Source organism: Delftia sp. (genome assembly GCF_059499305.1).
Window position 1 is genome coordinate 45,587 of sequence record NZ_JCABYI010000019.1, and the last position, 19,895, is coordinate 65,481.

Genomic DNA, 19,895 nt, shown 5'->3' on the forward strand with positions numbered 1-19,895 from the left:
GTTTGGTACGTAGTTTAGGCGGTCTTGCCGGCGCATGTCAACACAGCCTTCGCCTGCTGCCAGTGCTTGCGCACAGGCGTCTTGCCCTGCGCCATCGATAGATCTGTTTGACTACGCTTCCCGCTGCGCTGCAGAGACCAGCTCGCCAAGGATGCCGCACTCTTTCGCTTGATGTCCTGCGGAGCAGCGGGCGCGCAGCGTCGTCAGTTGCCTTTCCAGTGCTTTCAAGCTGGTCAGGCGGGCACGCACCCTCGCAATCTGCTCGTCGACCAGCCGGTTGATGTCCGCGCAATCCTCATCCGGACGGGATGTGAAGTTCAGGAGCCGCCTGACATCGGCCAGAGGAATGTCCAAGGCCCGGCAGTGGCGGACAAAGGACAGTCCATCGATGTGTTCCGTCCCGTATACCCGGTATCCATTGGTCTGCCGAGCTGGCGGCGGCAACACCCCCGTCCTCTCGTAGAACCGGATCGTGTCGGTGTCCACGCCGGTGGCGTGGCTCAACTCGCCAATTTTCATCGCAGAACACTCACATGTTGTCAGGACATGCATCGTAGCCGCTTGACCTTGGAGCTACTCCAAGGTGTGAAATAGCCCTTGTAAATGAAAGCACAAGGGGAACGGCACCTGTCGCAACGCTGTCGGCGTCTGCGCTTTGGCTCTCCTGCGCGGAGACTGGCAAAGCTGGCCCGTCTCACCACCTGACTCTTGAAGAAGAACGGATCGATCCATGAAAGCAGACACCGAAACCTCCTGCACCACGGCGTGCTGTTCAGCGAGCGCCATGAGCGCAGCGGCGACCGTTGAGCCACTCGTGACCCACTTCGGGATAGCCAACATGGATTGCCCCAGCGAGGAGGCTCAGATTCGCAAGCGCTTGGCGCAGGTCGATGGCGTCCGGGATATGGCTTTCGACTTGACCCGTCGCCGCCTTGAGGTCACACACGAACCAGCTGGACAGAACGCCATCCTGCGCGCGCTGCACGACATCGGCATGCGGGCGGTCGTGGAACCCGCGCCGCAGCAGGTCATCTACTTCATCAAGGAGATGGACTGTCCCAGCGAAGAGCGCCAGTTGCGCTCGATGCTGGAGCCACTGGCGGGCGTGCAGGCGGTGGACTTCGATCTGAAGGCCCACACGCTGACGGTGACCCATTCGCTGACCGATACAGCCCCGATTGCCAGGACCATCGAAGGCCTGGGAATGAAGCCGGTGGAAAAGACGGCGGGCAGCATGCCAATCGCTGTCGAAGCCCTCATCCCCAGCACGGCGGCGTCGCAAACCCCGGCACCGGCGACAGGGAACGGTACACGCTTCCTTATTCCGAACATGGATTGCCCTACCGAAGAGGCAACGATCCGCAAGCGCCTTGGTGCGGTCGATGGCATCGAACGGCTGGATTTCGACCTGATGGGGCGACGGCTCGATGTCCAGCACCGTCTGCCCGACCCCGCGCCGATCCTCAAGGCCCTGAACGATGTAGGCATGAAGGCCAGCATTGAGCACGCTGACGACACCGGGCCGCAGGGCCAGGCCGTGTACCTGATCGAAAAAATGGACTGCCCGACCGAGGAGGGCCTGCTGCGCAAGGCGCTCGAAGGCATGCCTGGGGTGAAGGCCCTGGATTTCAACCTGATGGGCCGCACGCTGACCGTGAGCCACGAGCTTGTCGATCTGGCTCCGGTGACCAGCGCGATCGAGCGGCTCGGCATGGCTCCAGTGCTCCAAAGCGCCTCCGACCCGGCGCCATCCGCTCCCCGTGAGTTCGGCACCGGCATCTCGCGCGGGCAATGGATTCGGATGGCGGTCTCCGGCGTGCTGGCGCTCGGCGCGGAGGCCATGGTCTTCGCGGGTGCTCCCGAGGCCTCCTGGCCCATCATTCTTGCTTGCCTCGCGGCCATCGGCCTGGGTGGGGTCGAGACCCTCAAGAAGGGCTGGATCGCGCTGAAGACGCGTTCGCTGAACATGAACCTGTTGATGACGGTCGCCGTCATCGGCGCGGCGCTGATCGGCCAGTGGCCCGAGGCGGCGGTGGTCATCTGGCTCTTCGGCATCGCCGAGATGATCGAGGCCTTGAGCCTGGATCGGGCCCGCAATGCCATCCGCAAGCTGATGGACCTGGCGCCAGAGAACGCATTGGTGCGCCAGCCCGACGGTCAATGGCGCGAGGTCAAGGCGGATACCGTGCCACTCGGAAGTGTTGTGCGGGTGCGTCCGGGCGAACGCATCGCACTGGATGGCGAAGTCGTCGCGGGACAGTCGTCGGTGAACCAGGCGCCGATCACCGGCGAAAGCATGCCGGTGGAGAAGACCGCCGGTGCCACGGTCTTCGCCGGCACCATCAACGAGCGCGGCACGCTGGAGTTCCGCGTTACCTCGCGCAAGGGCGAAACCACCCTCGACCGCATTGCACGATCGGTCCAGGAAGCGCAGGGACAACGCGCGCCCACGCAACGCTTCGTGGACAAGTTCGCCGGCATCTATACACCCGCGGTGTTTGCGCTTGCCCTTGCCGTGGCGGTCATTCCTCCGCTCGCTTTCGGGCAGCCCTGGTTCGAATGGGTCTACAAGGCGCTGGTGATGCTGGTCATTGCCTGCCCCTGCGCATTGGTGATCTCCACGCCGGTTACCGTGGTCAGCGGCCTGGCAGCTGCCGCACGCCGAGGCATCCTGGTCAAGGGCGGTCTTTACCTCGAACAAGGGCGGCACCTGAAATCGGTGGCCCTGGACAAGACCGGGACCCTGACCCATGGGCGCCCCGCACTGACCGATGTCATATCGCTGCGCGGCCTGCCGAAGGAAGAAGTTCTGCGCATTGCAGCGAGCATCGATGCTCTGTCGGAGCATCCTGTGGCCACCGCCATCGTGGCGGGCTACAACCAACCGCATGCCCAGGTGGACAAGTTCGAGGCGATCCCTGGACGCGGCGTCAAAGGCAACGTCGATGGAGATGTCTATTACGTCGGCAACCACCGGCTGATCAAAGAGCTGGGACTTTCAACACTTGAGGTCGAGACTCAGCTCGATGCGTTGGAGTACCAGGCCAAGACCGTTGTGCTCCTCGCCACGGACCAGCAAGTACTCGCCCTGCTGGCCGTGGCCGACACAGTGCGCGACACCAGCCGGCAAGCGATCGCCGAACTCAAGTCGCTGGGAATCGAACCAGTCATGTTGACTGGCGATAACGCGAAAACCGCGCAAGCCGTGGCTGCCCAGGTCGGCATCACCAGCGCCAAGGGCGAGTTGCTGCCGCAGGACAAGCTGCAGGCAATCGAAGAACTGCTCTCACGCGGGCCAGTCGGCATGGTGGGCGACGGCGTCAACGACGCACCGGCATTGGCCAAGTCGAGCATAGGCTTCGCAATGGGCGCAGCTGGCACCGACACGGCAATCGAAACGGCCGACGTCGCATTGATGCAGGACAACCTGCGCAAGCTTCCAGAGTTCATCCGGCTGTCACAGCGCGTAGCCGGCATCCTGACGGCCAACATCGTCTTTGCGCTTGGAACAAAGGCGGTGTTCATGGCCTTGGCCTTTACTGGACATGCAAGTCTGTGGCTGGCGATTCTGGCCGACATGGGTGCCAGTCTGGCGGTCGTTTTCAATGGGATGCGCTTGCTGCGGTCGTCTGAGGACATCAAGCCACATGGCCATTGATAGGGCTGTCTTGCGGATGTACCTGTTGGCCGTGACGGTGCTTGCCGCCGACGTAGCGACCAAGGCGGCCATCGTCGCGTGGATTCCCTTGTATGGCTCCCATGAAATCACGCCATGGTTCAACATCGGGCATTGGCTGAATCCAGGCGCGGCCTTCAGCTTCTTGGCGCAGGCGGGTGGGTGGCAACGCGGCTTTTTTATTGTTATTGGCGTCGCTGCTTCTGCCTTTCTCACCTGGCTCATTGCCCGCGAGAAGACTGCAACACCTGAGGCCGTGGGCTATGCAGCAATTCTCGGCGGCGCGCTCGGCAATGTTCTTGATCGAGTGCGGCATGGGGCCGTGGTGGACTGGCTCGATTTTCATTGGGGCGATTGGCACTGGCCTGCGTTCAATGCAGCCGACGTTGGCATCACCCTGGGAGCGGGGCTTCTGCTGATCGCCGCGTTTCGCGGCCGCGGCCGAAACGGCGCAGATTCCCATTCGCCAGCACGATGATCCAGATTTTCATTGACACATGCGGAGCCGTGAGCACGGCTTCGGAGAAACCGATGTCCCACTCGGCGCTACCACTGCCGCCTGCAAATGCACGCTGAACTCGTTCTCAAGACGCTAATGATGGGCGTCGTCGAAGGCATCACGGAATTCTTGCCAGTCTCCTCGACGGGGCATTTGATCCTAGCGGGCAATGCGCTCTCATTCCTTGCGAAAGAGAAGCGCGACGTCTTTGAAGTGTTCATCCAGTTCGGCGCGATGCTCGCGGTCATCTGGGAATATAGGGCTCGTCTGGCAAGCGTTGTTGTCTCAGCGCATGCCGACCAAGGCTCCCGCCGGTTTTTAGTGAACCTTGCCATTGCATTTATGCCCGCGGCAGTGCTCGGACTGCTGATTGGATCTCATGTGCAGAGGCTGCTTTTCAGTCCGGGGCCGGTGGCCGTCGCACTCGTTGTCGGTGGCATCGCGATCCTGTGGGCTGAGCGACGCCCCGTGCAAGTGAAGGCTGAGCGTGCCGAACAGATCAGCCGAATCGACGCACTGAAGATTGGTTTCGTGCAGTGCCTTGCGCTCTGGCCGGGTACTTCGCGCTCAGGCGCGACGATTATCGGCGGGCTATGGTTCGGGGCTTCGCGGCAGGCTGCGACGGAGTTTTCGTTTTTCCTCGGCATTCCAATCTTGGGGGCCGCCTCGGTATACAACCTCTTCAAGCACTGGGGCGCATTGTCGAGCGACGACATCGGCGTTTTTGCAATGGGTTTCATTGCTTCTTTCGCATTTGCGCTGCTTGCGATACGCCTTCTGATGCGTTATTTGACCGGACATGGATTTGGAGTTTTTGCGTGGTATCGCATTGCACTGGGAACGCTAATCTTGGTAGCGGTCGCCACGTAACCTTTCACTGGCGATGACGACGACCCATGTGGACGCTGTTGAAGGCCTTCTGCACAACAGGCCGTGGCGCAGGGCCATACGTGCAGCGAAAGGTGCGCGGCGTAGTTAGCCCCATCATTTTTCGCCGGCAACAGGCAAATCTTCGTTTTAGAACCTTCGCTCGCACTGCATCGTGCAACGCCCAGTGGTCCGAGTCATCGATAAAATGAGAATCAATAACATTTATACATCATGAAAATGCTTTCTCTTTGCGCCAGGCGATTCCTGGCAATAGCCGCGTTGTTCGCACTCTGGTCGGCTTCTCCCGCCTGGGCTGCCGCCCCTGCCGCCAGCGACCAGGCCAAGCAGACCTGGCAATTGCTGGACTACCTCGCGGTTGACTACGGCGGCGCGGTGAGCAACGGCCAGATTCAAAGTGCCAGCGAGTACGAGGAGATGAAGGAGTTCGCGGCAACCGCCGCACAGCAGCTTGCCGCACTGCCGAGCACTGCGGCGCTGCCCGAGTTGCAGCGGCAGGCCAAAGCGCTCGGAGACCTCATCGCCGCAAAGGCGGACGCCAAGGCCGTGGCCGACAGCGCCCATTCGCTGGCCGCAGCGCTGGTCAAAGCCTATCCGTTTCCGCTCTCGCCGACCCAGCCGCCGGATCTCGCACGCGCCAAGGTGCTGTTTGAAGCCAACTGCGCGGCATGCCACGGGGCAACCGGTGCAGGCGACGGCCCGCTCGGCGCCAAGCTCGAACCGCCGCCGATCGCCTTCACCGATCGTGATCGTGCCCGTTCGCGCAGCGTGCTCGCGCTGTACCAGGTCATTTCTCAAGGCGTGACCAGCACGTCGATGCCCAGCTTCGCCACGCTCTCCGACGAGGATCGGTGGGCATTGGCATTTTTCGCCGGCACACTGTCGCATGACGATGCCATGCGCGCACGCGGCGAACAGTCCTGGGGGCGAGACGCCAGCGCCAAGGCTGTCTTTCCCGACCTGGCTGCTGCCGCCACCTTGACCGAAGCCGCCTTGTCCGAGCGGATGCCCCCGGACGCAGCCCGCGACCTCACCGCCTATGTTCGCCGCCACCCGGAAGTCACCGCTGCCGCGAGCGGCTCGGGCGGACTGGCCTTGGCCCGCACACGCCTTCAGGAGAGCCTTGCCGCGGCGCGCGCGGGCGACCGGGCCAGCGCAACGCGCCTGGGCCTGTCGGCCTACCTGGATGGATTTGAGCCTCTGGAGCCGGCATTGCGCGCACGCAACCAGACACTTCTCACGGAAGTCGAAAACGCCATGCTGGCCTATCGCGGCGCGCTCGCCGGCGGGAAACTGGAACAAGCCGATGCCACGGCGCAGAAGCTGGACTATCTCTTTGCCCAGGTGGACGCCGAACTCGGCGCGGACAAGGCAGACCCGCTGACCACGTTCATCGCCTCCCTCACCATCCTGCTGCGCGAAGGGGTTGAAGCGCTGTTGATCGTCGTGGGCATGCTGGCCTTCCTGAAGAAGGCAGAACGGCGCGATGTGCTGGGCTATGTGCATGGCGGCTGGATGGCCGCACTGGCTTGCGGTGGCCTGACCTGGGCGGTGGCCACCTACTTCGTGAGCATCAGCGGCGCAAGCCGTGAGGTGACCGAGGGGGTTTCATCCCTGTTTGCGGCCGTTGTGCTGCTGAGCGTCGGGCTCTGGATGCACCAGAAAAGCACGGCGGGCAAGTGGCAGGCCTACCTGAAGGAAAAACTCTCCGCAGCCATGACGCGGCGTTCGGCATGGGCATTGTTCGCCTTGTCGTTCATTGCGGTCTACCGCGAAGTTTTCGAGACGGTGCTTTTCTATTCGGCCCTGGCCGGCGACGGCAACAATGGAGCCCTGCTCGGTGGATTGGTGGGCGGAGTGGCCGTTCTGGCCGTCCTCGCATGGTTCATGCTGCGCACCAGCGCCCGCATGCCGATCGGCAAATTCTTCAGTCTCAGCTCGATCCTGGTAGCGGTGCTCGCGGTCGTGCTCGCCGGCAAGGGGGTTGCCGGCCTCCAGGAGGCCGGCCGGTTGAGCGCCAGCCCGATCCATTGGCCGCGCATCGAAGTGCTTGGCATCTATCCGTCAGCGGAAACCGCCATTGCGCAAGCCGTGGTGCTTGCCGTTGCTCTGGCAGGCTTTGCCATGAACGCCGTGAAGGCGCGAAATCCCCGGCCCGCGTGAAACAAGCCGGCGTCACTGCCGAGCGTGACTCCTGGAAAAAATCGCGCTCAGCAAGAGATGACGCTATCCGGCACAGCAGGACAGCTGCTTCACGTCCTTGCTGAAGGTCTGCGCCGCGAGCTTCAGGCCCTCGACCATCGTCAGGTAGGGGAATAGCTGATCGGCCAGCTCCTGCACGGTCATCCGGTTGCGGATCGCCAGCGCCGCCGTCTGGATCAGTTCGCCCGCTTCCTGCGCGACCGCCTGCACGCCGATCAGCCGTCCGGTGCCGGCCTCGGCAACCAGCTTGATGAAGCCGCGCGTGTCGAAGTTGGCCAGCGCCCTCGGCACGTTGTCGAGCGTGAGCGTGCGGCTGTCGGTCTCGACGCCGTCGTGGCGCGCTTGCGCCTCGCTGTAGCCCACCGTCGCCACCTGCGGATCGGTGAACACCACGGCCGGCATCGCCGTCAGGTCCAGCGTCGCGTCGCCGCCGGTCATGTTGATGGCGGCGCGCGTGCCGGCCGCCGCCGCGACGTAGACGAATTGCGGCTGGTCGGTGCAGTCGCCGGCCGCGTAGATGTGCGGCGCGCTGGTACGCATGGTGTGGCTGACGAGGATGGCCCCCTGGGGATTGACCTCGATGCCCGCCGCTTCGAGGTTCAGCGTGCGGGTGTTCGGCGCGCGCCCCGTGGCAATGAGCAGCTTGTCGGCGCGCAGCTCGCCGCGATCCGTCGTCAAGATGAACTCTTCCTCTGCATGGGCGACTCGACTGGCCTGGACATGCTCCAGCACCTCGATGCCCTCGGCACGGAACGCGGCCGTGACGGCTTCGGCGACGGCGGGGTCTTCGCGAAAGAGCAGTGTGCTGCGCGCGAGGATCGTGACCTGGCTGCCCAGCCGGGCAAAGGCTTGCGCCAATTCGACTGCCACCACCGACGAACCGATCACGGCCAGCCGCGAGGGAATGGCATCGCTCGCCAGCGCCTCGGTGGAGGTCCAGTAGGGAGTGCCCTTCAAGCCAGGAATCGGCGGGAGCGCGGGGCTCGCACCAGTGGCGATGAGACAGCGGTCGAAGGCCACCGTGCGCTCACCGCCTTCCGCCAGTTGCACGGTCAGGCAGTTTTCATTCATGAAACGGGCCTCGCCATGCAGCACGGTGATAGCCGGGGTGCTCTGCAGGATGCCTTCGTACTTGGCATGGCGCAGCGCATCGACGCGGCCTTGTTGCTGGGCCAGCAGCCGCTCGCGCAGAATGGACGGCGGCGTGGGCGGCAGGCCGGCATCGAACGGGCTTTCCCGGCGCAGATGCGCAATGTGCGCGGCGCGGATCATGATTTTGGACGGCACGCAGCCGACATTGACGCAGGTGCCGCCGATGGTGCTCCGCTCGATTAGCGTCACGCGCGCGCCTCGCTCGACCGCCTTGAGTGCCGCCGCCATCGCCGCGCCGCCACTGCCGATCACGGCCACATGCAGCGCCCGCTCGCCACCACCGTGACTCGGTTCGCTGCCCAGCCAGCCCAGCGCCTTGCCCAACAAGCCCGCAGCCTTGTTCGGCGTGTCGGACACCCGTGCGCGGTAACCGAGCGCGGCCATCGCCGCGACCAGCGGACCATGGTTCATGTCCGCATCCGCCTCGACCTCGGCCCGTCGCCGCGGATAGGACACCGAGGCCGAGCGCACCCCGGGCACCTTCTCCAGCGCCTCTCTGACGTGCTCGGCGCACGACGCGCAGGTCATGCCGTCGATGTGCAAGGCGATCGCTTCGGCCATGGCGGGCAACCTCACTGCTTGACGGTGGCGGGGTAGCCCGCGTTTGCGGTGGCCTTGGCCAAGGCCCCGGCGTTGGTCTTGGCATCGTCGAAGGTCACGACGGCTTCCCGCTTTTCATAGCTGACCTCGGTCTTCTGGACCCCGGCCACCTTGAACAGGGCCATCTTGACCGTGATCGGACACGACGCGCAGGTCATATCGGGCACCGACAGTGTGACGGTCTTGGTGGCGGCCCACGCCGGAGCGCCCAGGGTAACGGCCAGGGCAATAGCGGTGGCAAGTTTCTTCACGGTGGATTCCTCTCAATAGAACAACGGCAGGACGTACGGAAAAGCGAGGGCAATCAAGACCAGCGCGACCACGATCCAGAAAATGATCTTGTAGGCCGTCCGCACGCGGGGCACGGCGCAGACCTCATCCGGCTTGCAGGCGTGAACCGGCCGGAAGATGCTGCGCCAGGCGAAAAACAGCGCCATCAGGGCCGCGCCGATGAAAATCGGCCGGTAGGGTTCCAACACGGCCAGGTTGGCGATCCAGGCGCCCGAGAAACCGAGCAAGACCAAGATGAGGGGGCCGAGGCAACAGGCCAACGCAAGAATGGCGGCGAGGCCGCCAGCGGCCAGGGCGCCACGCCCGCTCTTGGGTTCCGACATATGGTTTTCCTTCCGGGACTTCGCTTGATGCTGTAAGGTTACTTCCGTAGTCAACTACGGAGTCAAGCGTCATGGAAAGCGCCTCGGACAATCTGACCATCGGCGCCTTTGCCAAGGCGGCCACAGTCAATGTGGAGACGATCCGGTTCTATCAGCTCAAGGGCTTGTTGCCCCAGCCGGAGCGGGCCTACGGCCGCATCCGCCGCTACGGGCCGGCAGATGTGGCGCGGGTGAAGTTCGTGAAGTCAGCCCAGCGCCTGGGGTTCAGCCTGGATGAAATCGGCCAGCTTCTGAAACTTGAGGACGGCACCCATTGCAATGAGGCGGCGGAGCTGGCCTCGCTGCGGCTGGCCGATGTGCGCGCCCGCCTGGTGGACCTCACACGGATTGAGGCGGCATTGTCGAAATTGGTGGGTGAATGCGACGCGCACCATGGCAATGTGTCCTGCCCGCTGATCGCGGCATTGCACTGCTGTTGAGCGGAGAAGTTCGGCCGTTCACCTCGCGGCGAAGGGGCGGACAGGCAAGCGCGGCGCGCGAACCAGATTTAAGGTATTGAGCCGGAGGCGCGATGGGATCAAGACCGGATGGCCACAATTCGGCGCGATAGTGCCCTTTTGCACATTAATTCAATAAATGTTGTATTATCGAAATATGAAAGAGACCCAAGCCGTTTCCGCCCTCGGCGCCCTGGCCCACACCCAGCGCCTGCGGGTTTTCCGCGCCCTGGTGGTCGCCGGCCCCGAAGGGCTGACACCCAGCGCCCTCGCCGACCAGCTCGACGTGGCCCGCAATTCCCTGTCCTTCCACCTGAAGGAGCTGGCCCATGCCGGCCTGGTCACCATCGAGCAGCAGGGCCGCAACCTGATCTACCGCGCCGACTTCACCCAGATGAACGGACTGCTCGGCTACCTGACCGAGCACTGCTGCCAAGGCAGCACATGCGAGGTCAGTGATTCCTCCTCTGCCTGTACTTCCTGCTGAAAGGATCTCCCCATGAAGCGCTTTCACGTTCACCTGCACGTCGATGACCTGAACCGCAGCATCGGCTTCTATTCCCAACTGTTCGCCGCGCAGCCCGCGCGTGTCGAGGGCGACTACGCCAAGTGGATGCTCGAAGACCCGCCGGTCAACTTCGCTATCTCCACACGGGGCAACAAACCAGGCATCGACCATCTGGGCATCCAGACCGACGATGCGGAGGAATTGGCCGTGCTGAAGGCACGCGCCGAGGCGGCCGACATGGCGCTGCTCGACGAAGGCACCACCACCTGCTGCTACGCGCGCAGCGAGAAGCACTGGATCACCGATCCGCAGGGCGTGGCCTGGGAACACTTTCATACGCTGGGCAGCATCCCGGTCTTCAACGAAGCGGCGCCTGCAACGGGTTCTGCCGCAGCCTGCTGCGCCCCGGCGCGCGGCAAGCCGGTGGGCGTTGCGGTGAAGCCGGCTTCGTCCTGCTGCTGATGTGAGACATCCATGACCACCAACAAGACCTACAACGCCCTGTTCATCTGCACGGGTAACTCGGCCCGCTCCATCCTGGCCGAAGGCATCCTCAATGAATTGGGCCAGGGGCGCTTTCGCGCCTACTCGGCGGGCAGCCACCCCAAGGGCGAAGTCCACCCGCTGGCGCTTGCCACGCTGGAACGGCTGCATATGCCGATCGTCGGCTACCGCAGCAAGAACTGGGACGAGTTCGCGGCGCCCGGTGCACCGGAGCTGGATTTCATCTTCACGGTGTGCGACAACGCCGCCGGCGAGGTCTGCCCCGTATGGCCTGGGCGCCCGATGTCAGCGCATTGGGGTGTGCCTGATCCTGCAGCCGTTGAAGGCACCGACGAGCAGAAGCGCAAGGCGTTCACGGATGCGGCGCTGACCTTGCGCCGGCGCATTGAGCTGTTCCTGTCGCTGCCATTGCAGCGGCTCGATGCCATGTCGCTGCAGCACGAGCTGCGCAGCATTGGTACGAAGTGAGGTCTGCGCGATGAGTGTTGGAACCCAAACGGCCGGCCGCGTGCCGGCCACCTCCACCATGAGCGTCTTCGAGCGCTACCTGAGCGTGTGGGTGCTGCTGTGCATCGTCGCCGGCATCGCGCTGGGCCAGTTCGCACCCAACGTATTTCAGGCCATTGGCCGCATGGAGATCGCCCAGGTTAATCTGCCGGTCGGTCTGCTGATCTGGATCATGATCGTGCCGATGCTGCTGAAGGTGGACTTCGGTGCGCTGGGCCAGGTCAAGCAGCACTGGCGCGGCATCGGCGTGACGCTGTTCGTCAACTGGGCGGTCAAACCGTTCTCGATGGCGCTGCTGGCCTGGATCTTCGTCCGCCAGGTCTTCGCTCAGTGGCTGCCGGCCGACCAGCTCGACAGCTACGTTGCCGGCCTCATCCTGCTGGCCGCCGCGCCCTGCACGGCGATGGTGTTCGTCTGGAGCCGGCTGACCGGGGGCGATCCGGTATTCACGCTGTCGCAGGTGGCGCTGAACGACACCATCATGGTGTTTGCCTTCGCGCCCATTGTCGGCCTGCTGCTGGGCCTGTCGTCCATCACGGTGCCGTGGGCCACGCTGCTGGTATCGGTCGGCCTGTACATCGTGATTCCGGTCATCCTGGCCCAGCTCTGGCGCCGTGCTCTGCTGAACAAGGGCCAAGCCGCCTTCGACCGGGCGCTGGAGCGCATCGGCCCGCTGTCGATCGCGGCGCTGCTGCTCACGCTGGTGCTGCTGTTCGCCTTCCAGGGCGAGGCCATCATCCGCCAGCCGCTGGTCATCGCCATGCTGGCGGTGCCGATCCTGATTCAGGTGTTCTTCAACTCCGGCCTGGCCTATTGGCTCAGCCGCAAGGCCGGCGAGCAGCACAGCATCGCTTGCCCCTCGGCGTTGATCGGCGCCTCCAACTTCTTCGAGCTGGCTGTAGCGGCCGCCATCAGCCTGTTCGGCTTCCAGTCCGGCGCGGCGCTGGCCACCGTGGTCGGCGTGCTGATCGAGGTGCCGGTGATGCTGCTGGTCGTTCGGATCGTCAACCAAAGCAAGGGCTGGTATGAGTGCGGCCCGAACCCTGCCCGCAGATAAGCAAGGCATTTCCCATGAGCAGTATCACGATATATCACAACCCCGTCTGCGGCACGTCGCGCAACGTGCTGGCCCTGATCCGCAACAGCGGCGAGGAACCCACGGTCATCGAATACCTGAAGACACCGCCCGACCGCGAAACCCTGCAACGCCTGATCACGGACATGGGCGTGCCGGTGCGCGCGGTATTGCGCGAGAAGGGCACGCCCTACGCGGAACTCGGCCTCGATGACCCGAAGTGGAGCGATGCGCAGTTGATCGACTGCATGCTCCAGCATCCCATTCTGATCAACCGCCCTATCGTGGTGACGCCGCTGGGCACGCGGCTGTGCCGGCCTTCGGAGGCCGTGCTGGACATCCTGCCGCAATCACAGCGCGGCGCGTTCAACAAGGAAGACGGCGAAGCGGTCGTGGACGCGGAAGGCCGCCGTGTCTGAATCCAGAATCGACCTACCCAATATCGACACCGCGCTATTCCAACTGCCCGATACCCAACGGCTGCTGACACCCGAGCGCGCCACGCACGCGCCGCGCTTCCTATTGCTCTATGGCTCGCTACGCGAGCGCTCGTTCAGTCGCTTGGCCGCTGAGGAAGCGGCTCGCATCCTGCGCGCGCTCGGCGGTGAGACGCGCATGTTCAATCCCTCGGGCCTGCCACTGGTGGACGATGCACCCGCCGACCATCCCAAGGTCAAGGAACTGCACGAGCTGGCCCAGTGGGCCGAAGGCATGGTGTGGAGTTCGCCCGAGCGCCATGGGGCCATGACGGGGTTGATGAAGACGCAGATCGACTGGATTCCGCTGTCGGCCGGCGCAGTGCGCCCGACGCAGGGCAAGACGCTGGCGGTGATGCAGGTCTCGGGCGGCTCGCAGTCCTTCAACGCCGTCAACCAGATGCGCGTGCTGGGCCGCTGGATGCGGATGCTGACCATCCCCAACCAGTCCTCGGTCGCCAAGGCGTACCAGGAGTTCGACGAGGCCGGGCGCATGAAGCCCTCGGCCTACTATGACCGCATCGCGGACGTGATGGAGGAGCTGATGAAGTTCACCCTGCTCACGCGCGATGCGGCGCCGTACCTCGTGGACCGCTACAGCGAGCGCAAGGAAAGTGCGGAAGCACTGAGCCGGCGCGTCCAGCAGACGGCTATCTGAACACTCCCCCTAAAAAACAAGCACTTCACTCACCAATCCGTCGTGACGCTAATCTGATGCGCCATCGCAGCGACAGAAACGGATCGGAGAACAGAATGGGAATTTCCAGCAGCAAGGTCTACAAGCAGGCCGATGAGGCCGCTGCGTTTGCGCATATCAGGGAGCTCGCAGAAAAGGAACCCGTCGATGACGAGACGGCTTCGGAATTGTGGCTTGAGGCAGAAGCCATCGTGGACACCTACATCGAGGCCGCTGAGTCGCGGTCCATAGAGGACTTGCCCTCCAGGCAGGAACTGGGCGAGTCCTGCTTTTGGCTGTTGTTCCAGACGAAAGTTTTGCGGGAGGACGAGCATTACCGGCTGATCGTCGAACTGCTGTCGCCACAGCTCGGGCTGTCCCTGTTCGATTTGCTGCCCCGCGTCCGAAAGCTCCGCGAAGCGGCCCTTGACGCACTGGAGGCCATGGTCAAGAAGCCATCAATGGATCGTCCGACAGCGCCGCAAGCGTGCGAGGACGACCTTTTCTGATGGGAAGCTGGTGGCACCTCCGAGCCGAAATTCTCGTATCAGCGATACGAGAATTCATCGGCTGCGGAAGATCGAGCGTCAGCACCGAACGTCCGCGCCATCTGGCGCAGCACAGTCGGCAGTTCGGCCTGGTCGCCGTCCTCCAGAACACCGTTGATGACTTCGAGCGCGAGCGCCGGGTCGCTGCGGTACAGCTCGGCCATCGCTTCGTCATGGGGTCTGCTTTTCATCAGCCCACCAGCGCTTCCAGTTCCTCGAACGCCAGGCGCGGCAAGCGCCGGCCTTCCTTGGCCACGTTGACCTGCAGGGCGGCCCGCGCCACGTCCAGCACCTCCCGCGCCAGGGCATAACCGCCCTTGGCCTGCATCCAGCCCAGCACATCCGCCAGATGCCAGATCGACGCGCTGCCCTCATGCACCGGCGCCGGGAAGCTACCCGGATGGGCCAGCATCAGCTTGCGCATATTCTGCCGCGACACGCCCACGATGTCGGCCACATCGGTCAGCCCAACCAGATCAGGCGCCACTTCGATCAGCCGGGCCGAGGGTGCGGCACGGCGCACATCGGCCAGCGCGCTGCGCACTGCCTCATCTGCATCCACCGCCTCGCGGGTAAATTCCAGCGCCAGCCGCCCCGGCTGCCCGATGCCGACCAGGGCATCGTCGCAGCCGGCTTCACCCAGGCGCTCGACCAGTGTCTGCGAATCGCGGTCGTCATCGGTGAGCTGGTATTTGAGGGTAAAGGTGTATTCCATCGCGCTATTCCTGGGTGCCATCGTCATCCGCCTCGCGCTGCTGGCGGTCCATGGTGCAGTTGTCCACGGCGCGCCGTAAGGCGCGGGCATGGTTGCCGGGGTTCTTCGGCGTGCTCCATACACTGGTAATGCAGAACTCGCCGCAACGGCATTCCTCATCGTTGTACGGGCAGTACATCCGCCCCCAGGCATGGCTACCGCCGACTTCGACACGCCAGCCTTGCCCTTCGGCGTGTCGCAGCGCATCCTCGACCTCTTTCTTCGGGTGAGAGGAACGGGCCATCAGCGACCTCCAGTATGGGGATGATGCGCAAGGTTGTCAAGTGACAACCTTGCTGCAAGGCTTGGTGACCCACGCTCGAATTGTCGCGACAGCGTCGCGACAATTCGGCGGGCCTGATTTCCGACACGAAAGGCTGGCAACGCCGCGCCTGCCGCAGCCGACGGCATCTTGCCGTTCATGCGGACGCCTGCTCGGTGCGTTGCGCCCCGGTGATCGTCTTGCGCCGGTTCGCCACCAGCTCGGCGGCCTGCCGCACCGGATCGTCCTCCGTGTGGACGTACCGCATGAACATCGCCACGGTCTTGTGCGCCGTCAGCGCCATGCCCACCTTCACCGGAATCCCCGAGTTGGCGATGTCAGTGGCCGAACGGTGGCGGATGCCATGCGTGCCCACGTGCGTAGCGCCCGCCGCCTTCAGGATGCGGCACCAGGCACCGTAATACTCGCCCTCGGTGAGATGCTTGGCCGGGTCGTTCGGCGACGGCAGCACGTAGGGGCAGCCGTCCCGGCGCGGCGCGGTGGACAGCAGCCGGTAGGCTTCCTCGCTCAAGGGCTTGGACATGCCACCTGTCTTGCTATCGGGCCAGACCACGCGGCGGTTGTCCAGATCCACCCATGCCCATTCCAGCGAGATGATCTCGGAGCGCCGCCCGGCAAACTCGAATTGCAGGCGGATCGCCAGCGGGATGACGTAGTTCTCCAGCCCTTCGGCCTCGATACCGTCAAGGTGCCGGAACAGCTTGCCCATGTCCTCGTCGCTGATGAGGTGGGTGGCCTTGCCGTCGGGGTACACCGGGACGTGGCGGCATGGGTTGGTGCCGTCCGGCCGATAACCCCAGACCTCGGCCAGGTTGAACATCTTGCGCATGACGCTGAAAGCGCGGTTCGCCTCGGCGGGCTTGTGCGCCATCTTCTTCATCGCCCCGGCCACGTCCGGGCGCTTCACGTCCTGAACCTTGATGCGGCCCAGGAAGGGGACGATGCAGCGGTCGATGACGCCCTGGTAGCCCCGGCGGGTGCTGGGCTTGTTGCGTTGCTTGGAGTGATCCTCCATGAACTTCACGCACAGTTCCGTGACCGTGGGCGCCTTGCGCGCCGCCGCCTTGTCGGCGGCCGGGTCGCCGCCCCGGCGTACCTGGGCCAGCCATTCCTGGGCCAGCGAGCGGGCCTGCTCGACGGTCAGTTCGCCATACAGGCCCAAAGCGGGTTTGCGGCGCTCGCCGGCGTTCGTGCGGTACTGGAGCATGAACACCTTGCGGCCCGCTGGTGTAATCTTGCACAGGAAGCCGGGCACCAGCGTGTCCCGCAGTTCGACGGCCTGCGCCTGGGGTTGTGCCGCATCCACTGCGGACTTGGTGAGCTTGATTTTTGCCACGATGACTCCTCGGAAAGACCCGGTTTCCAGGGGCCACATGGGAGCCACGAGGCAGGAAGCCGGATCAGGTTTCAGAAAGCACCGGCATATGATGAACGCGCCTAAGTTATTGATAAACCTGCTGTATCTGGCTTCGGCGTAGTCCAGCGAATTACGGTACTGAAGTCAGTGTGAAATGAAAAAAGGCCCCGGTGCAAGCACCGAGGCCAATCCGCAATGAACTCCCTGGAAACCGATCAGCGGTAGTACGCCACCTCGCCGTGCGTGGTGATGTCCAGGCCCTGGCGCTCGGACTCTTCGCTGACGCGCAGGCCGACGACCAGGTCGCAGATCTTGTAGGAGATGCCAGCCACCACACCGGACCAGACGATGGTCAGCAGCACGCTCTTGACCTGCACCCACACTTGATGGCCCATGTTGAAGTTTGCCGGCTCGATGCCGCCCAGGCTGGAGGCGCAGAACACGCCGGTCAGGATGGCGCCCAGGATGCCGCCCACGCCGTGCACGCCGAACACGTCGCAGACGTCATCGACCTTGAGCAGCTTCTTCAGGCCGGACACACCCCACAGGCAGACGGGACCGGCAATCAGACCCATGACGATGGCGCCCATGGGGCCCACGAGGCCGGCCGCCGGGGTGATGACCACCAGGCCGCCCACGGCGCCCGAGGCGGCACCCAGCATCGAGGCCTTGCCCTTGTGCAGGGCTTCAGCGGCCAGCCAGGAGATGGTGGCGGCGCCCGTGGCGACGATGGTGTTGATGAAGGCCAGGCCGGCGATGCCGTTGGCAGCACCTGCCGAGCCGGCGTTGAAGCCGAACCAGCCCACCCACAGCAGCGAGGCACCGACCATGGTCAGCGTCAGGCTGTGCGGAGGCAGGGCCTCACGGCCGAAGCCGATGCGCTTGCCCAGCATGTAGGAACCCACCAGTCCGGCGATACCGGCGTTGATGTGCACCACGGTGCCGCCGGCGAAGTCCAGCGCGCCGTCCTTGCCCAGCAGGCCGCCACCCCAGACCATGTGGGCCATGGGGATGTAGCTGAAGGTGAACCACAGCACCGAGAACAGGATCACGGCAGAGAACTTGATGCGCTCGGCGAAGGCGCCGACGATCAGGGCCACGGTGATGGCGGCGAACGTGGACTGGAAGGCCACGAACACGTACTCGGGAATGGTCGGCAGTGCGCCGGCCAGCGTGTCGGGCGCAATGCCCTTGAGGAAGATCTTGCCGAAGCCGCCGAAGAAGTTGCCTTCGCCCGCAAAGGTCAGCGAGTAGCCGTAGACGGCCCACAGCAGCGTGATCAGCGAGAAGATCACGAACACCTGGCACAGCACGGACAGCATGTTCTTGGTGCGCACCAGGCCGCCGTAGAACAGTGCCAGGCCCGGGATCACCATCAGGATCACCAGCATGGTCGAGGTCAGCATCCAGGCCGTGTCACCGGCGCTGAGCGCGGGGGCCGGCGCCTCGGCTGCGGCCGCGGCGGCGGGGGCTGCCGCAGCGGCCGCATCGGCAACGGCTGCAGCGGCGGCGGGCTCCTGTGCCAGGGCAGCGGCGCCTGCGGCCAGCAGGCCCAGCCCCAGGCCCATGGAAAGAAGTCGTTTGGTCATGGCAGTCTTTCGGGAAACGTGGGGTTGAAACTCACAGTGCGCTGTCGCCGGTCTCGCCGGTACGGATGCGGACGGCCTGCTCGATGGGCAGCACGAAGATCTTGCCGTCACCGATCTTGCCGGTGCGCGCAGCGGCCTCGATGGCATCGATCACCTGGTCCACCAGCGCGTCGGGCACGGCGGCCTCCAGGCGCAGCTTGGGCAGGAAATCGACCACGTATTCCGCGCCGCGGTACAGCTCGGTATGGCCCTTTTGGCGGCCGAAGCCCTTGACTTCGGTCACGGTGATGCCCTGCACGCCGATGTCGGAGAGCGCCTCGCGCACCTCGTCCAGCTTGAAGGGCTTGATGATGGCGGTCACCAGTTTCATGATGCTTAGCTCCTCAGGTCCGGTTACAGGGTCTTGGTCAGCGTCACGATCAGGCGGGCCTTGTTGACGTCACCAAAGTAAGACTTCTTGTTCGCACCCGTGACGGCCGCGCCCAGCGACACGCCGTCGCCGAAATCGTAGGCACCGCCCACGCTGTAGTCCATATAGTTGGGCACGCCCAGGCCCTTGATGTCGCTGGCAAAGCGCGTGAAGCCCAGCGAGGCCTTCACGGTCACCTTGGGCATGACTTCCTTGCTGAAGCCCAGCCACAGGTAGCCGGTATTGCGGCCCGACAGGCCCGAGCCGGCTTTCTCGCCCGCCCAGCCGAAGTAGTCCTTGGATACGGTGTGCGAATACTTGGCCGTGAACGGGCCGTACGTGGCCGCGCCATACAGCTCGGTGGTGTTGCCGCTGGAGTTGCCCGAGTACAGGTATTGCAGGGCCCCGAAGTCCAGGTCCACCTCGCCGGCCTTGAACTTGTAGCCACCGTAGAAGTCGGTTTCCAGGGAGTTGCCCGGCAGCCAGTCCACGCTGGAGTTCCAGTTGCCGATGTACCAGCCGCTGTCGCCGAAGGTGTAGTCGAAGCCGCCTTGCAGGGCAGGCTTGACGGCCTTGTTGCGTCCCGTGTCCTGGTCCTGTCCGCGGAATTTGTAGTTCGTCGTCAGGGACACATTGGCCGTGAGCTGGGCGTGGGCCCAGAGCGGAGCGATGGCGACACAGGCGATGGCGAGCGACTTGAGGCTGGCACGGGACATGGGATCCTCCGGTTTGAAAAATTTCGTGACAACCGGGTTAAGCACGGACCGTGCCAGTCTTTTCTGCTGGGTGGGGCGCCTTCCGGCCCACCAATGCAGCACCGCAGCATCCTCCCATGCACCGGCTTTGTGCAGAAGTTCTGCACCGTTACGGTGATAGCGGTCGCTCACATGGCATCTCACCAAAAATGCACCAAAAAAGTGCAAATGCTTTCATGCCCAGTACAGCACATTCCCAGGTCGCCTGCCACAGCACATGATCAGCCAAGTCTGGATTGCCTGATTCTGGAACATGCCTGATTGGATAGCCTGCCATTCAAATACATGCCTGTATCCAAGATGGGAAATTGCTTACATTTACAGAG

Annotated in this window: 22 protein-coding genes and 1 pseudogene; 12 read left to right on the forward strand and 11 right to left on the reverse strand. The window is 64.0% G+C overall.

The genetic code is table 11. The features are described from left to right. Positions 1-111 precede the first annotated feature (111 nt). Positions 112-552, reverse strand: a complete 441-nt coding sequence (cadR, locus tag AC5I49_RS10670; protein WP_012202410.1) for a Cd(II)/Pb(II)-responsive transcriptional regulator — start codon at positions 550-552, stop codon at positions 112-114. A 232-nt stretch (positions 553-784) separates the two neighbouring features. Here cadR and AC5I49_RS10675 point away from each other — a divergent pair, with 232 nt between their 5' ends. From AC5I49_RS10675 to AC5I49_RS10690, 4 genes are all read left to right on the forward strand, one after another. Next, a complete protein-coding gene (locus AC5I49_RS10675) occupies positions 785-3,658 on the forward strand; it encodes a heavy metal translocating P-type ATPase (protein ID WP_174484806.1) in 2,874 nt (957 codons plus the stop codon). Then, complete coding sequence (lspA, locus tag AC5I49_RS10680) at positions 3,648-4,154, forward strand: signal peptidase II (protein WP_016451581.1); 507 nt, start codon at positions 3,648-3,650, stop codon at positions 4,152-4,154. The genes AC5I49_RS10675 and lspA overlap by 11 nt, the downstream gene beginning before the upstream one ends. Before the next feature lie 87 nt (positions 4,155-4,241). Then, a complete protein-coding gene (locus tag AC5I49_RS10685) occupies positions 4,242-5,045 on the forward strand; it encodes an undecaprenyl-diphosphate phosphatase (protein WP_012202413.1) in 804 nt (267 codons plus the stop codon). Between the two features lie 231 nt (positions 5,046-5,276). Further along, positions 5,277-7,226, forward strand: a complete 1,950-nt coding sequence (locus AC5I49_RS10690; protein WP_012202414.1) for a cytochrome c/FTR1 family iron permease — start codon at positions 5,277-5,279, stop codon at positions 7,224-7,226. A gap of 63 nt (positions 7,227-7,289) precedes the next feature. On the opposite strand, the gene merA is transcribed toward AC5I49_RS10690, so the two are convergent. From merA to merT, 3 genes are read right to left on the reverse strand one after another with little or no spacing between them, the layout of a single operon-like run. Next, positions 7,290-8,978 (reverse strand): mercury(II) reductase, encoded by a 1,689-nt coding sequence (gene merA, locus AC5I49_RS10695; protein ID WP_047219395.1) that lies wholly within the window; start codon positions 8,976-8,978, stop codon positions 7,290-7,292. 11 nt (positions 8,979-8,989) lie between these two features. Next, positions 8,990-9,268, reverse strand: a complete 279-nt coding sequence (gene merP / locus AC5I49_RS10700) for a mercury resistance system periplasmic binding protein MerP (RefSeq protein ID WP_012202416.1) — start codon at positions 9,266-9,268, stop codon at positions 8,990-8,992. Positions 9,269-9,280: 12 nt separating this feature from the next. Next, positions 9,281-9,631, reverse strand: a complete 351-nt coding sequence (gene merT / locus AC5I49_RS10705) for a mercuric ion transporter MerT (RefSeq protein ID WP_046239654.1) — start codon at positions 9,629-9,631, stop codon at positions 9,281-9,283. A gap of 71 nt (positions 9,632-9,702) precedes the next feature. Here merT and merR point away from each other — a divergent pair, with 71 nt between their 5' ends. The 8 genes from merR to AC5I49_RS10745 all read left to right on the forward strand — a co-directional run bounded on the left by merR (position 9,703) and on the right by AC5I49_RS10745 (position 14,383). After that, positions 9,703-10,110, forward strand: coding sequence for a mercury resistance transcriptional regulator MerR (gene merR / locus AC5I49_RS10710; RefSeq protein WP_012202418.1), 408 nt, complete (start codon positions 9,703-9,705; stop codon positions 10,108-10,110). Positions 10,111-10,285: 175 nt separating this feature from the next. Further along, positions 10,286-10,615, forward strand: a complete 330-nt coding sequence (locus tag AC5I49_RS10715; RefSeq protein ID WP_016451582.1) for an ArsR/SmtB family transcription factor — start codon at positions 10,286-10,288, stop codon at positions 10,613-10,615. A gap of 12 nt (positions 10,616-10,627) precedes the next feature. Continuing rightward, complete coding sequence (locus AC5I49_RS10720) at positions 10,628-11,098, forward strand: ArsI/CadI family heavy metal resistance metalloenzyme (protein WP_012202420.1); 471 nt, start codon at positions 10,628-10,630, stop codon at positions 11,096-11,098. Between the two features lie 12 nt (positions 11,099-11,110). Next, complete coding sequence (locus tag AC5I49_RS10725) at positions 11,111-11,608, forward strand: arsenate reductase ArsC (RefSeq protein ID WP_012202421.1); 498 nt, start codon at positions 11,111-11,113, stop codon at positions 11,606-11,608. A gap of 10 nt (positions 11,609-11,618) precedes the next feature. Further along, positions 11,619-12,704: an ACR3 family arsenite efflux transporter gene (gene arsB / locus AC5I49_RS10730; protein ID WP_012202422.1), complete on the forward strand. Its 1,086-nt coding sequence runs from the start codon at positions 11,619-11,621 to the stop codon at positions 12,702-12,704. 14 nt (positions 12,705-12,718) lie between these two features. After that, entirely contained in the window at positions 12,719-13,141 is a 423-nt protein-coding gene (gene arsC / locus AC5I49_RS10735) for an arsenate reductase (glutaredoxin) (RefSeq protein ID WP_012202423.1), read from the forward strand. Continuing rightward, the gene (arsH, locus tag AC5I49_RS10740; protein WP_012202424.1) at positions 13,134-13,856 is read left to right on the forward strand and encodes an arsenical resistance protein ArsH; all 723 of its coding nucleotides are present in this window, start codon (positions 13,134-13,136) and stop codon (positions 13,854-13,856) included. The genes arsC and arsH overlap by 8 nt, the downstream gene beginning before the upstream one ends. Positions 13,857-13,951: 95 nt before the next feature. Beyond that, positions 13,952-14,383: a hypothetical protein gene (locus AC5I49_RS10745; RefSeq protein WP_012202425.1), complete on the forward strand. Its 432-nt coding sequence runs from the start codon at positions 13,952-13,954 to the stop codon at positions 14,381-14,383. A gap of 83 nt (positions 14,384-14,466) precedes the next feature. On the opposite strand, the pseudogene AC5I49_RS10750 reads toward AC5I49_RS10745, so the two are convergent. The 7 genes and pseudogenes from AC5I49_RS10750 to AC5I49_RS10780 all read right to left on the reverse strand — a co-directional run. Further along, positions 14,467-14,613: pseudogene (locus tag AC5I49_RS10750) on the reverse strand (addiction module antidote protein); the annotation flags it as partial. After that, complete coding sequence (locus AC5I49_RS10755; protein WP_012202427.1) at positions 14,613-15,137, reverse strand: helix-turn-helix transcriptional regulator; 525 nt, start codon at positions 15,135-15,137, stop codon at positions 14,613-14,615. The pseudogene AC5I49_RS10750 and the gene AC5I49_RS10755, both read right to left, overlap by 1 nt. Positions 15,138-15,141: 4 nt before the next feature. Continuing rightward, positions 15,142-15,420, reverse strand: a complete 279-nt coding sequence (locus tag AC5I49_RS10760; RefSeq protein WP_012202428.1) for a hypothetical protein — start codon at positions 15,418-15,420, stop codon at positions 15,142-15,144. 175 nt (positions 15,421-15,595) lie between these two features. Continuing rightward, positions 15,596-16,795 (reverse strand): tyrosine-type recombinase/integrase, encoded by a 1,200-nt coding sequence (locus AC5I49_RS10765; protein WP_016451583.1) that lies wholly within the window; start codon positions 16,793-16,795, stop codon positions 15,596-15,598. Positions 16,796-17,031: 236 nt separating this feature from the next. Next, positions 17,032-18,405 carry an ammonium transporter gene (amt, locus tag AC5I49_RS10770; protein WP_026062912.1) on the reverse strand — a complete coding sequence of 458 codons (1,374 nt, stop codon included), beginning with the start codon at positions 18,403-18,405 and terminating at the stop codon, positions 17,032-17,034. Positions 18,406-18,436: 31 nt separating this feature from the next. Continuing rightward, positions 18,437-18,775 (reverse strand): P-II family nitrogen regulator, encoded by a 339-nt coding sequence (locus AC5I49_RS10775; RefSeq protein WP_012202241.1) that lies wholly within the window; start codon positions 18,773-18,775, stop codon positions 18,437-18,439. A gap of 23 nt (positions 18,776-18,798) precedes the next feature. Then, positions 18,799-19,530, reverse strand: coding sequence for a TorF family putative porin (locus AC5I49_RS10780; RefSeq protein WP_016448601.1), 732 nt, complete (start codon positions 19,528-19,530; stop codon positions 18,799-18,801). Positions 19,531-19,895: the final 365 nt, after the last annotated feature.